We start from the raw sequence: 13,728 nt of genomic DNA, 5'->3' as shown, positions 1-13,728 counted from the left end.
GGGATAAAATAGACCTCTTTGCCGCTTCATACGCGGCACCGGAAAAGGATGAAAATTTTCAGGATAGAAAGAAAGGCGGGATTTGGATGTGCGGGAGGTACACTTTGACGGCATCTGTAAATGAGCTGGAAGAAAGGTTCCATGCCAAAGCTTCTTTTCCGGGCAGTGAATATGCCAAAAGTTATAATGTCGCGCCTTCGCAAATGGTGGCTGCCGTGATCAGCGCCCGCGGGCAGTACAGACTGGGTTTTTTAAAATGGGGCTTGATTCCTTCCTGGGCAAAAGATCCGAAAATCGGGCATAAGATGATCAATGCCAGAAGTGAAACTGTATTTCAGAAACCGGGTTTCCGGGAGGCAGTGAAAAGGCGGCGCTGCCTCATTCCGGCCGATTCTTTTTTTGAGTGGAACCGAAAAGACGGCACCCGGGCGCCGATGCGGATTACGCTTAAGAACGGGGGCATTTTTGCAATGGCCGGGCTTTGGGAGAAATGGACGGATCAGGAAGGGAATCCGGTCTTTACTTGCACCATTTTAACGACAAAGGCGAACAGGATGATGGCAAAAATTCACGACCGGATGCCGGTGATTTTACGCAAGGAAGATGAAGAAAAATGGCTGGACAGCACGGTCACTGAACCGGGCCGGCTGTTGCCGCTCCTCGCGCAGTATGATTCGGATGCGATGGAGATGTATGCCGTATCCGAACGCGTCAATTCGCCAAAAAACAATTTTCCAGAGCTGTTATTGCCAAAAAATTAAATTTTTTGTTGAAATGCTGTGGCAAAAAGTTTATCATAAAGGTGACAAATTCATGAACGTAACCACAGGGGGAGCGTTAAGCTGAGAGTGAACGCCATGTTCTGACCCTTTGAACCTGTCCGGTTAATGCCGGCGTAGGGATGTGGAATTTCTTTTGTCCTCCCATGGTTCGTTATGTTCATGCATACCAAAAGGGGGATTTTTTTATGGGCAAATTAAGTTTACAGGCCATGATTGAAGCGGCTGTCTTTGCGGCATTTGCGCTTTTGCTGGACTTGCTGCCGTCCATTGAGGTGACGCACGTGATTTCCCTGTCGTTTGCCATGCTGCCGGTTTTTGTAGTCGCTTTTCGCTGGGGATTTAAAGCAAGTGTTGCTTCGGGATTTATTTGGAGCTTGCTGCAGATCGTCACCGGTGATGCAAATGATATTCTCAACCCGATTCAGGGCATCATGGAATATCCGGTCGCTTTTTCATTCATCGGGTTTGCCGGGCTTTTTCGGCCGCTTATCGAAAGAAGCTGCCGCCATGCCAAAAGGGGCACGATGACTTTTTGGATATGCCTTTCTGTTCTTGCCGGCAGTTTCGCCCGCTATTTCTGGCATTTCGTGGCCGGCGTGTTTTTCTGGGGTTCCTATGCGCCTAAAGGGCAGTCGGCGTTTCTCTATTCTTTCATCACGAACGGCGTCACGATGATTGGCAATGGCATTTTATGCGCAGCTGTTGCGGCGATCCTCTTTAATGCCGCCCCGCAGCTGCTGACAAAATACCGCAATCAGCACAGGCATGCGGCGTAAAAGCAACTTGAAAACGGCAAGGCAACTGCGCCTTGCCGTTTTCACTTCAGGCAGGAGGCCTTATGGAAACAGGCGCCTTGTAAAGCCGGAGTTCGGTTTCACCGCTTTTTCAGTTGATCATGGCCGGCAGAACGGGTAATGGCCGGCAGAAACGGGAAAGGATAAAAAGAAGGAATAATGAAAGAAAGGGGATTTTATGGATAAAGACATTCATCACCCGTTTGGCCGCCGTATCATCCCGATGACTTCGATTGAAAGCGGAACAGGCAGGGAATTGCTGCCGGATATCTATTGCTTTACCATCCAAATTGTAAATGTGTGTCTGATCGGCAGGGCCGGAACCGGTACATTTGTCCTCGTGGATGCCGGCATGCCGGGTTCCGCCGGCGCGATATTTTCAGCCGTGCGGGAACGCTTCGGGGAAAAGGCAAAACCAAAAGCGGTTTTACTGACGCATGGCCATTTTGACCACGTGGGTGCGATTGCGCCATTATTGGAAAAATGGGACGTGCCGGTTTTTGCACATCCATTGGAGCTGCCCTATTTAACCGGGCGTGAAACGTATCCGGATCCCGATCCGACTGTTGAAGGCGGCCTGCTGGCGAAGATTTCCATGATATATCCGAATGAACCAGTTGATCTTGGCAAGGCTGTCCAACCCCTTCCCGAAGACGGGACGGTCCCGTTTCTGCCGGGCTGGAAATGGATCCATACGCCCGGCCATTCGAACGGGCATGTATCGTTCTTCAGGGAAGCAGACAACGTGTTGATCGCGGGGGACGCATTTATCACCGTCAGACAGGATGAATTTTGGAAAGTGCTGGTGCAAAAGCAGGAAGTAAACGGGCCGCCGCGCTATTTTACAAACGACTGGAAGGCGGCAAAACGCTCAGTTGAAAAATTGGCTGCCTTAAAGCCGGAAACTGCTCTTTGCGGCCACGGGATCCCGATGTCCGGCGCCGGCTTGCGGGAAGGGCTTGAGGCCCTTGTCTCCGGATTTGATGAAATCGCGCTCCCGGATCACGGGAAGTACGTGGATGGCGCACAATAGGCGGTTTCTTCATTGCTTCCTTCCCCGCAAAGGTTTACAATAATTTGTAAATGGATGGATAAAAAGGAGCGAGAAAATTGGAAGTCAAAGATTTTATGATCCGCGATGTCATTACGGTAAAAAAAGAGACGACGATCCGGGAACTGTTAAAGGTGCTTGCCCACCACCGGATCGGCGGCGTACCGGTCGTGGATGCGGAAGGAAAGCTGCTCGGCATGGTCAGTGACGGGGATGTCATCCGCTTTTTGCAGCCAAAGGCACGGACCGTTTATGATTTTTATATTACGATCGTGGTAAATGAGCAGGAAGACTTTAATGAAAAACTGGCGCACAGCCTGGACTTTCCGGTGGAAAAGATTATGAAACGGCGGGAATTGTATACGGTAAGGCCCGAAGACGATTTTGAAAACGCGCTGCGGATTCTGGCCAAACACCATTTTAAAAAACTTCCGGTCGTCAATCAGGCAGATCGTGTTGTCGGTGTCATCTCAAGAGGCGATATCATGCGCCAGATTACGGATAAATTGCTCAACAGCTAAATCAAAATGTTTAGACCGGCCTCCCCGGGGAAGACTATACATATCAGTCTTTCGGGGAGGTCAAATCATGAACGGAACTTCAATGCCGCAATCTCCTGAACCGTTGTGGCGCAAAACGGCCACGATGCCGCAATTTCCGCCGTTAACGCAGGATATAGAAGCCGATGTGGCTGTTGCGGGCGCCGGAATGGCCGGAATTGTAACCGCTTATTTGCTGGCAAACGAAGGCTATAAAACAATCCTGTTTGATGCCGGATCCATTGCAAATGGCACAAGCGGGCATACGACGGCAAAAATCACCGCACAGCACGGGCTCATTTATGATGAATTGATCCAGCATATAGGAAAAGAAAAAGCATCCCTTTATTACAAAGCAAACGAAACCGCTGCATCGTTCATTGAACAAACGATCCTGAAGCACGGGATCCGCTGTGATTTTTCGCGGCAGGATGCCTTTCTCTATACCAATTCCGATGCATATATTGAAAAACTGGAAAAAGAAATGCAGGCGTATGAAACCCTCGGCATCCCGGGAGAATGGATCGGTTCGCTGCCGGACGGGATTCCCGGGAAAAAAGCGGTGAAAATGGCCGGGCAGGCACAGTTCCATCCGCTTTCGTACTGAAAAGCACTGATTGAATATTTAATGGACAAAAAATGTCCCGATTTTTGAACAAACCACTGCGAAAGATATCGATTTTGGCAGCCCATTAAAAATTAAAACGGAAAAAGGGCATACCATGACGTGCAAATACATTTGCATCTGTACACACCTGCGAATACCGACGTTGCCGGGCAGCTCGTCAAAGGAAAACTTGACATGCGGGATCAATCTTTAGATGCGTTAAAAAATGACGAAGGGGCCGTTGTCCGTATTAACGGAAAGCGGGCAGGCGCCTACAAAGACCAGGACGGGAACCTCTATCTGGTCGATACGACATGTACCCATATGGGCTGTGAAGTGAAATGGAACTCGGGAGACCGCACATGGGACTGCCCGTGCCACGGTTCGCGGTTTGCTTGTACAGGCGAAGTGGTAGAAGGGCCGGCGAAAGAACCGCTGAAAAAAATCGATCAACAGGACTAAAGTGCTGCAAACACCGCCGCAATTCGACGGTGTTTTTCTGCTTCTATGCGCGAATTCGTGACTTTATGCCTATGTTACAAATTTTTCACGGGATTACAAAGAAGCGTTTTTGTGTAACCAAATCAACATTTTGCCGTTATCCGCCTGTTAAATCCGTGTGTTAGGATTTACGGTGTTGGCACAAAAGCCGGCAAAAAGAGGAGGTTACAATTTATGAAAAAAGCAGTATCAGCACTTGCAGCTGCGGTGACAATCACAAGCGTAATGGCTGTCAATGCACAAGCCGCAGCGCCGGATACTTATACCGTAAAACCGGGGGATACACTTTGGGGGATCTCTCAAAAATACAATACATCCGTTAAAACATTAAAACAAAATAACCAACTTTCTACCGAAATGATTTATCCTTCACAAAAGTTAACCATTTCCCCGAAAAACGTTTATGTCGTTAAAGCCGGTGACACGCTGTCGGATATCTCGAAAAAATACGGCGTGCCGGTTGAACAAATAAAAGAATGGAACGATCTGTCATCGGATGTCATTTTCCCGCATGATCAAATCGTGATTCGTTCCAATCCGAACAGCAAAGTGACAGTAAAAGAACGTGCAGCGGAAGTTTCCGTAAAGCCGCAAACAAACACGGAAAATGCAAAAGTGGACGTGAAAAAGCCGACCGTGCACGTGGAATCTTCCAAAGAGGCGGCTCCAAAACCGCAGGGAAAAACGATGACCGTCACCGCGACCGCTTATACAGCCAATGATCCGGGCTGCTCCGGCGTTACAGCGACAGGCATCAATGTTAAAAATAATCCGAATGCAAAAGTGATTGCCGTCGATCCGAATGTAATTCCGCTCGGTTCAAAAGTATATGTCGAAGGTTACGGGACCGCTGTTGCAGGCGATACGGGCGGAGCCATCAAAGGAAACCGTATCGATGTCCTCGTCCCGGATTCAGGAAAAGCCGCCAACTGGGGGCGCCGTACGATCCAAATCACCGTACTGGATTAACAGGCGTACGGATGGAGATCCGTTACTTGCACCCGGTACGGCAAAACAGAAAACATTCAGGAAGTGACGTGAACGATGGGGGAAGTACCGCATTTTGAAACACCGCCCGGCCGCGTAAATCCAGAGGAAAAGGATTTACCCGGCCGGGCGTTTATTTTTTCTTGGCAGCGTGTGAAAAACATTGTAAAGTAGAGCTAGAAAAAGAAAGGAGTGATCCGTTTGTCTTTTCCATTGATCATCGCCGAAAAGCCTGACCAGGGGCGCACCCTTTGCTCGGTTTTTCCGCATGTGAAACGGGAGGGGTATATTGAAATCCGGCCGAATGAGATCTTCCCGGAAGGCGCTTTCTGCACGTGGGCGATCGGCCATTTAACCCAGCTCGTCCCGCCGGAACATTACAATCCCGCCTGGAAGCAGTGGAAACTGGAAACGCTGCCGATTCTCCCGAAAAAATTCAAATATGAAGTGACAAAGCCGAAATACAAGCAATTTCAAATCGTCAAAAAACTGGTGAAAGACGCACGCGTGACCAATATTATCCATGCAGGCGATGCCGGCCGCGAAGGAGAACTGATCATCCGCAACATCCTTCATTTGTGCGGCGCCAAAAAACCGCTACGGCGCTTGTGGATCTCGTCTTTAACCCCTCAGTCGATCCGGGAAGGGTTCCGCCATTTATTACATGATGAAGACACCCGCCCATTATATGACGAAGCATATGCCCGCGCCTGTGCAGACTGGCTGGTCGGCATGAATGCCTCCCGTGTCTACAGCCTGCTTTTAAGGCAAAAAGGCATGCGTGATGTCTTTTCCGTCGGCCGCGTCCAGACGCCTACGCTCGCTTTAATTGTAAAAAGGGAGCTGGAAATTGAACATTTCAAACCCGAACCGTTTTGGGAAGTCACCGCAATGTTTCAATTTGATGACAAACAATACGAAGGCAAATGGGTGAAAGATGGCGAATCGCGTTTGAATGACCCGGCCATGGCAGCGCGGATTGCCGCATTTTGCCGGCAAAAACCGGCAGAAGTTGCAGCATTAAAAAAAGAAAAAAAGGAATTCCAGCCCCCGCTGTTGTTTAACTTATCATCTTTGCAGGCAACCGCGAACCGGGCTTTTCAATTTCCGCCGAAAAAAACGCTTGATCTTGTCCAATCCCTCTACCAAAAAGGGATCGTTTCCTATCCCCGTTCTGATTCCCAGTATGTGACAAAAGGGGAAGCCGAAACTTTTCCCGGTATTTTGGAAAAATTATCTGCCTTCCCGGAATATGCTCCGTATTTCCCGCTTCCAAAGCGCTCCATCCTTCAAAATAAGCGTTATGTGAATGAGAAAAAGGTTTCCGACCACTACGCGATTATCCCGACCGAACAGGTGGCGGCGCCAGGCAGTCTTCCGGACGGCGAGAAAAAAATTTATGATATGATCGTCCGCCGCCTCATTGCCGCCCATTACGGCAATGCCGTTTTTCATTACACGACGGTGAAAACGGTCGTGGACAGCCGTGCAGTCTTTCTTTCCAAGGGTACGCAAATGGAAGCGGAAGGCTGGCGCAAAGTCATTTTTTCAAAAGAGAAGGAAAAAGGCGGCGTTTTGCCGGATGTAAAGCAGGGGGAAAAAGGGATTGTAAAAGATGCAAACGTAAAAGAAGGCAAAACGCAGCCGCCGAAACGGTATACGGAAGGCCAGCTCATCACGCTGATGAAAACGGCCGGAAAATATATTGAGGACGGGGAACTGGAAAAAGTCATGGCGGAAGTGGAAGGGCTCGGCACGGAAGCAACAAGGGCCGGCGTCATTACCATTTTAAAAGATCGGAAGTATATTGAGGTGAAAAAGAACCAGGTATATGCCACCGATAAGGCGAAAGTGCTCATCCGTGCCATCGGCGGCAAAATTCTGGCCTCTCCGGAAATGACCGCAAAATGGGAAAAACGGCTCCGCGAAATCGGGAAAGGGGCGGCCGAAGCAGCCGCTTTTATGGAACAGACGAAAAAGCTGTCCGAAAAAATTGTGCAAGATGCTGTTCAGGCAGCGGCCGAATGGGATTTTTCTGGCTTAAAAACGGATGGCATCAAAAGGCCGGGATCAAAATATACAATCGGGAAAAAAGCGGGCAAATGCCCGACATGCGGCGGCGACATTGTTGACAAAGGCAATTTTTACGGCTGCAGCGCCTACCGGAAATCGGGCTGCGCCTTTACGCTGTCAAAATCGATCCTTGGCAAAAAAATCAGCCTAGCCAATGCAAGGAAACTGCTGGCCGGCGAAGAAACAAGCATGATCAGGGGATTCCGGAAAAATGGCAAAACCTTCGATGCAAAATTGAAATGGGAGGACGGGAAACTCCGGTTTATTTTTGCAAAGCAACAAACCGGCCGCTGATTATTCAAGGGCCGGTTTGTGCGGAGCCTGTTTTTTCTTCCGGCTCATGAAAACGGCAATGGCAATAATGATCACCATGACGATAAAACTGGCATAAAACCCGGGGCGGATTTCTGTTTCCGCCAGTGTCCCGCTGATCGCAAGCAGCAGGAAAAAGATGCCGGCTGCGGCCGTGATTTTTCCGCCTCCGTTTAGTTTTAAGACGCGGAAAGCCGAAAGGATAATAAACAGCCAGTTCATCAGCAGCAAAATCCCGGCTGCTGTTGTAATGTATTCATAAATTTTCCCCGGCAGCAAAAGGGCCGTAATAATGGAAAGAACGAGGCCGCAAGCCGCAAGCCCGAGCGAAGGAAGCGGGAGGTTTTTCCATTTTTTCATTTTTTTTCCGAACCATTTTGGCGCATCCCCGTCATTCGACAAGGTTACGAGCAAATTGGTGACCCCGAACAGCGCAGCCGTCATCGTCGAAAAACCGGCAATGATAATGGCGCCGTTAAAGATGTGGGGGAAAAAAGCGAGATGATAGTCCGCCATTGCCTTGACAAACGGGCTTTCTTTATCATTAAAAGCCGTGTAGTGTTCCATTGTGACGGCAAGACCGAGCGAGACGATGTAAAACATCGTTAAAACGGCCAGCATAATTGATCCGGCTTTCGGGGCATCTTCTTTGTTTTTCAATTGCATCGCCATCAACCCGATCACTTCAATGCCGCCAAACGCATAAAACGCATAAATGAGCGAAGCCCAAAATCCCGCAATGCCATGGGGAAAATAGCCGTGGAGACCATCAGGGAGGCGCCCGCCCGTTCCCTTGCCGCCGTCAATCCAGCCAAAAAGGGCACAAAAGGCAAGCACAATAAACATGATGATGGCGGCCGTTTTGATGACAGCGAGAATGTTTTCCACCTTATCAAAACCTTTTGTGCCAAGCAGAACAACGGCAATGGAAAGGGCTGCGTAAATGGCGGCCAGTATCCATAACGGCACCGTATGAAACCAGAATTTTGTTAAAATAGACAATGCAGTCAGCTGGCTCCCCATAATGAGCACATTCGAACACCAGTAATTCCAGCCGCAACTGAAACCTGCCCAGTTGCCGTAAGCTTTTTTTGCATAATAGCAAAACGAGCCTTCGTGCGGGTCGCGTGCCGTCATTTTTGCAAGCGCGCGGAAAACAATGTATGTACCGGCGGCTGCAATCAGGAATGACAATACGATGGAAGGGCCGGTCGTTTTGATCCCGATACCTGATCCGAGAAAATATCCGGTTCCGATCGTACAGCCGACACCCACAAGCGAAAGCTGCCACCACGCCAGGCTGCCGTTTTTTGTCGCTTTAGATGGTTGCTTCTGGTTACCCATCCCGGTTCCCTCCTTTACCTTACATACTGTTTGATAAAGCAGGCCGGTTTATGTACAAGTCCCGGATGTTTCTTTCTGCTCTGTCTTCTACAGGCCCGAATACAGAGCAAGGCGGGGCGGCCGGAAAGAAGCCGGCAAAGTAAGAGAAACGTTTGGTCTAGCAGGCAAGTGGGAATCAAGTGGGAATAAGGAAGGGAAGAGAAAGGGGGAAGACGTTTGTTACATCTGTATAAAAACAAGGAAAACAACTGGAAATGGTATCAGCTGGAAAGTGTAGGCGAGAAAGAAATTGCACGGATTATTGATGAAAACGAGGAATGCAAAACATGGATTGAAAATATAAAAAATGATGATACAAACACTTTAACGATTGATACGGACCAAAATGACCGGCCGTTTGTCGAAGGTTCGCTTATTTTTGACCAGCACACGATCAACCGTGAGGAACATGATATGTTTCACTTTTACATTACCGAACAGACACTGTTGACGGTAGATCTTGATTTTTCCAAGCTGAAAAATACGGAAATCGAAAAAGTGATCGGGCAGATGGCCTATTCCCGCAATGCCATTGAGGCATTTTTTATTATCATCGGCGCGATCGTAAACAATTACCTTGATAAAATAGACGAATTTGAAATCAAATTAAACGAACTGATCTGGGAGATCCAGAAAAGAAACGATATTGACACGCTCGATAAAATATACGAACGCCGCCACGAACTGCTCGTCTGCCGGAATTTGATGGTCCCGGTGAAAGAAATTTTATACGGCATGCAGGAAGGATTTGGCACTGATATTTTGGAATATCCGCAAGTCCAGCAAAGGGTGATGAAAATCGAAAGATGCCTTGCGCTTTTGCAGGATTACCAGCAGGAAATCGATACACTGCTCAAAGTGGAAGAAGTCGTCTCAGGCCACAGGGGAAATTCGATTATGAAAACTTTGACCGTTTTAACGACGCTGTTTACCCCGATTTCCGCCTGGAGCGCCTTATGGGGCATGAACTTTAAAAACATGCCGGAACTCTCCTGGCGCTACGGCTATATTGCAGCGCTCGGCCTGATTGTCGTGAATACCATCCTGCTTTATATTTATTTGTACCGGAAAGGATGGACAGGCGATATTTTAAAAGGGAATAAGAAAAAGTCATTATTTAAATAGCCCTTTTCCGGCTCGGGACCGCCAGCTTTTTTGCGCCCGTTTCATTGATGTGAAAGCCAAATTCCTGTATGTTAAAAACAAAGAAAAGATTTCAAAAGGAGCGGTTCCAATGAAAGTGTACGGACCGGTTGTAGATGAAGAGACGCGCTGCATCCATTATGCTTCCCCGTTGGATGTCGTAGCCATCCGCTTTAAATGTTGCGGAAAGTATTATCCGTGTTATAAATGCCATGAGGAAGAAGAAGCCCACCCGGCCGAGCGGTGGGAAAAACGGGAATGGGATACAAAAGCGGTTCTTTGCGGCGTCTGCAAGCATGAAATGGCCATCCGGGAATATATGGGGGCAAGCGCTTGCCCGCATTGCGGCGCGCCTTTTAACCCCGGATGCGCCGCCCATTATCCGCTCTATTTCCAAATCGGCCAAGACAAGCCGGCTCGCCAGAAATTTTCACCTTGACCGCTTTTCTGAAATATGGTATCTTAAATGCAATCCAATCCTTTAGCGTATTAGAGTGATAACATAATAAAGAGAAAGTACAGGATGTGAAACCGATGTTTTTACCGGAAGGCAGCCAGGATGAAATGGGCACGATTGTCAAAAACCGCGCAACCGTGTTTGAAATGTTCCGTCACACGGCAAAGGAGCGGAATTATATGGAAATCTCGACACCGCTTGTTGAGTACGCGGATACGTTTACAAATGAAAAGGTCGGCATGAAGCTTCAAAATATGCTGAAATGGTTTGACGGCCGCGGCCAGATTGAAGTTTTGCGCCCGGACTGGACAACATCCATCGCAAGGGCGCTTTCGCAAAAACCGTTCCGGGCGTGTAAATGGGCTTACCAGGGTTCGGTGTTCAGGATGGATACCCCCGGCCTTGAGAGCCGACAGGTCGGGATCGAAATGGTGGGACTGCCGGAACTTTTAGGCGAAGGCGAATGCCTGTTTTTTGCCCATGCCTTTTTTAACAGGCTTGGTGTTACCGGGGTGATGGTGGAGCTCGGCCATGCCGGCATTTTTGAGGAACTGGTCGCACGCCTCAACCTGGAAGAAGGCCAGGTTGACCGGTTAAGAGGGGCCATGCACGATAAACGGAAAGATGAAGTATACGAGATTGCAAGTTTATGCGGCAATGCAGCGATGGCCGCGGAACTGGCGGGGCTTGTGGATGCGTACGGCCCGTTCGAAATGATCCGGACATTCCAGGAAAGATGGAAAACGGACCCGGCACTTTTCAATATGCTTGCCCATATCGAAAAGCTTGGCAAAATTTGCATGGCTGTCGGAATGGAAGACATCATGATTGACCTTGGCCGGGTGAAAAATCTGCCCTATTATACCGGCATTTTGTTCCGGGGATTTTTAAAACAAACCGGCGCTTCCTGCTTTTCCGGCGGGCGGTACGACATGCTGTACGAACAGTTCCACCGCCAAACAACAGCTGTCGGCATTGCTTTTGACGCCGATATTCTGGCAGAGGAACTGGTTCAGGAAGAAAAGCCGGAAAAAATCTGTATCATTGCCGGGGAAGAAACGCTTGCGGAAGCAGAAAAGCTGCGGGCTGCATACGGCGGGAAAATCGTGGATATCCGTTTCGGGCCGCCTGCAGAAGGCGAATTCAGTAAGGTCCTCAAGTTTAAAAACGTGGGCGGCCATTGGGAGGCGGAAGAAATTTGACGATCAGCATTGCCCTTACAAAAGGGAGAGTGGAAAAACAATTTTTGCAATATTTAAAGTCGCGCGGCTTTCATGTTGAACCGCTCGTTGAAAAAGGGAGAAAGCTCCTCGTTGAAACGGATGCATTCACCTGCATTTTCGTAAAAGGCTTTGATGTTGCAACATATGTAGAGTACGGCATTTGCGATCTTGGCATTGTCGGCGAGGACATTTTGGCGGAAACGCATCCCGATGTTTTCGACTTAATGCCGCTTCCATTCGGAAAATGCCGGTTTGCCCTTGCAGGTAAACCGGAGGCTGTCCGCCATCACCGGAAATGCCGGATCGCCACCAAATACCCGAATGTAACAGAGCAATTTTTCCGCGAAAAAGGGGAATCGGTAGACATCGTGAAACTCGAAGGCTCCGTTGAACTCGCGCCGATCGTCGGCCTTGCTGATGCAATTGTCGACATCGTGGAAACGGGTAACACATTGAGAGAAAACGGGCTTGCCGTCATAGAGGAGATCCGGCCGGTCACAGCGCGGCTGATCGCCAACCGGTCGACGTTAAAAATAAAAAAGCAGGCAATCCGGCCGTTTATTGAAAAACTACAGGGAGAAGGGGTCGCAAAATGATACGGGAATACACAAAAAAAGCATTTGCCGAAACGTTTCTGCAATCGAAAAACAAGAGCGGCACGCACGATGAAGACGTGCTCCGCACCGCGAAGGAAGTGCTGGAAGACATCCGCTTAAACGGGGATGCCGCCGTGAAAAAATATGCCGCCCAATTTGACGGGGAAGTGCCGGAACCGTGGGAAGTTTCTCCGGAAGAACGCATACAGGCATGGCGCGAAGTTCCGCAGGATGTGATTTCCGCCTTGCAAAAAGCAGCGGAAAATATCCGCCGTTTCCACGCGAAACAGCTGCAAAACTCCCGGATCATGGAAATGAATGAAAATATCATTTCAGGCCAGCTGTTCCGGCCGGTGGAAAAAGCCGGGATTTATGTGCCGGGCGGGACCGCCTGCTATCCGTCATCCGTCCTTATGAACGCGATCCCCGCTGTCCTTGCCGGCGTAGAAGAAGTGGTCATGGCGACACCGGCCAGAAACGGCACGAAAATTGCCCCTGTTTTGTCCGTAGCGGCCGATATTGCCGGTGTCGGCACCATTTACAAACTTGGCGGCATCCAGGCGATCGGGGCGCTTGCATACGGCACGGAAACGATTCCTGCAGTCGATAAAATTGCCGGCCCTGGGAACGCATATGTCGCCGCCGCCAAATCGCTTGTATACGGCACGGCCGGCATCGATCTGATCGCAGGCCCGTCGGAAGTCGCCATCATTGCCGATGAAAATGCCAACCCGGCATATATAGCGGCCGATCTGATCGCCCAGGCCGAACACGACGAACGCGCAAGAACGTTTCTCCTCACGACGTCGCAGAAACTGATAAATGAAACAAAAGCGGAACTTGAAAAACAGCTTGTTGTCCTTCCGCGTCGCGGCATCGCGGAAGTGTCCATCAAGATGCAAAGCGCAGCCGTGCTTGTTGCATCGATAGACGAAGCTTTTGCGCTTTCAAACCGGCTTGCCCCGGAACACTTGGAAATCCAGGTGGAAAACCCGCTCTTGCAGCTGTCGAAAGTGAAAAATGCCGGCTCCGTTTTTCTCGGCGAAAACACGCCGGAAGCCATCGGCGATTATTACGGCGGCCCGAACCACGTCCTGCCGACATCGGGAACGGCGCGGTTTTCTTCCGGTTTGTCTGTTGATGATTTTTATAAAAAAATCACCTATTTGTATTATGGTGAAAAAGCTTTACAGCAAGCGGCGCCGGATGTGATGGCAATTGCTGCACAAGAGCGGCTCGAAGGGCATGCGCGGGCGGTCCAAAAACGGGTGAAAGGGTGA

12 protein-coding genes, 1 pseudogene and 1 riboswitch are annotated in these 13,728 nt (G+C 49.4%); of the genes and pseudogenes, 12 read left to right on the top strand and 1 reads right to left on the bottom strand.

Features of this window, described 5'->3' with window-relative positions; all coding sequences use genetic code 11:
- Nucleotides 1-86 precede the first annotated feature (86 nt).
- The 7 genes and pseudogenes from IC21_RS11360 to IC21_RS11330 all read left to right on the top strand — a co-directional run bounded on the left by IC21_RS11360 (nt 87) and on the right by IC21_RS11330 (nt 7,628).
- Nucleotides 87-761 carry an SOS response-associated peptidase gene (locus IC21_RS11360; RefSeq protein ID WP_029141317.1) on the top strand — a complete coding sequence of 225 codons (675 nt, stop codon included), beginning with the start codon at nt 87-89 and terminating at the stop codon, nt 759-761.
- Nucleotides 762-818: 57 nt separating this feature from the next.
- A riboswitch (TPP riboswitch) is annotated at nt 819-919 on the top strand.
- A 48-nt stretch (nt 920-967) separates the two neighbouring features.
- Nucleotides 968-1,558, top strand: a complete 591-nt coding sequence (gene thiT, locus IC21_RS11355; protein ID WP_013859239.1) for an energy-coupled thiamine transporter ThiT — start codon at nt 968-970, stop codon at nt 1,556-1,558.
- A gap of 196 nt (nt 1,559-1,754) precedes the next feature.
- The gene (locus IC21_RS11350; protein WP_017553248.1) at nt 1,755-2,609 is read left to right on the top strand and encodes an MBL fold metallo-hydrolase; all 855 of its coding nucleotides are present in this window, start codon (nt 1,755-1,757) and stop codon (nt 2,607-2,609) included.
- Between the two features lie 77 nt (nt 2,610-2,686).
- A complete protein-coding gene (locus tag IC21_RS11345; protein WP_013859241.1) occupies nt 2,687-3,148 on the top strand; it encodes a CBS domain-containing protein in 462 nt (153 codons plus the stop codon).
- A 67-nt stretch (nt 3,149-3,215) separates the two neighbouring features.
- Nucleotides 3,216-4,235: pseudogene (locus tag IC21_RS17710) on the top strand (FAD-dependent oxidoreductase).
- A gap of 213 nt (nt 4,236-4,448) precedes the next feature.
- Complete coding sequence (locus IC21_RS11335; protein ID WP_017553246.1) at nt 4,449-5,243, top strand: LysM peptidoglycan-binding domain-containing protein; 795 nt, start codon at nt 4,449-4,451, stop codon at nt 5,241-5,243.
- Nucleotides 5,244-5,462: 219 nt separating this feature from the next.
- Nucleotides 5,463-7,628, top strand: a complete 2,166-nt coding sequence (locus tag IC21_RS11330) for a DNA topoisomerase III (protein WP_029141629.1) — start codon at nt 5,463-5,465, stop codon at nt 7,626-7,628.
- Here the strand turns inward: IC21_RS11330 and IC21_RS11325 are convergent, their stop codons facing one another.
- A complete protein-coding gene (locus IC21_RS11325; protein ID WP_029141628.1) occupies nt 7,629-8,990 on the bottom strand; it encodes an amino acid permease in 1,362 nt (453 codons plus the stop codon).
- 216 nt (nt 8,991-9,206) lie between these two features.
- Here IC21_RS11325 and IC21_RS11320 point away from each other — a divergent pair, with 216 nt between their 5' ends.
- The 5 genes from IC21_RS11320 (at nt 9,207) to hisD (ending at nt 13,728) form a co-directional block, all read left to right on the top strand.
- Entirely contained in the window at nt 9,207-10,154 is a 948-nt protein-coding gene (locus IC21_RS11320) for a magnesium transporter CorA family protein (protein ID WP_029141627.1), read from the top strand.
- Between the two features lie 109 nt (nt 10,155-10,263).
- On the top strand, nt 10,264-10,611 hold the full coding sequence (locus IC21_RS11315; protein WP_019721180.1) for a CHY zinc finger protein: 348 nt from the start codon (nt 10,264-10,266) through the stop codon (nt 10,609-10,611).
- A gap of 95 nt (nt 10,612-10,706) precedes the next feature.
- Entirely contained in the window at nt 10,707-11,831 is a 1,125-nt protein-coding gene (locus IC21_RS11310; RefSeq protein WP_017553240.1) for an ATP phosphoribosyltransferase regulatory subunit, read from the top strand.
- Nucleotides 11,828-12,448 carry an ATP phosphoribosyltransferase gene (gene hisG, locus IC21_RS11305; protein ID WP_017553239.1) on the top strand — a complete coding sequence of 207 codons (621 nt, stop codon included), beginning with the start codon at nt 11,828-11,830 and terminating at the stop codon, nt 12,446-12,448. Before IC21_RS11310 ends, hisG begins: the two co-directional genes overlap by 4 nt.
- On the top strand, nt 12,445-13,728 hold the full coding sequence (gene hisD / locus IC21_RS11300; protein WP_029141626.1) for a histidinol dehydrogenase: 1,284 nt from the start codon (nt 12,445-12,447) through the stop codon (nt 13,726-13,728). Before hisG ends, hisD begins: the two co-directional genes overlap by 4 nt.

The sequence above is a fragment of the Heyndrickxia coagulans DSM 1 = ATCC 7050 genome (genome assembly GCF_000290615.1).
Lineage (GTDB): Bacteria > Bacillota > Bacilli > Bacillales > Bacillaceae_C > Weizmannia > Weizmannia coagulans.
This window is presented reverse-complemented; position numbering and strand designations above follow the sequence as displayed.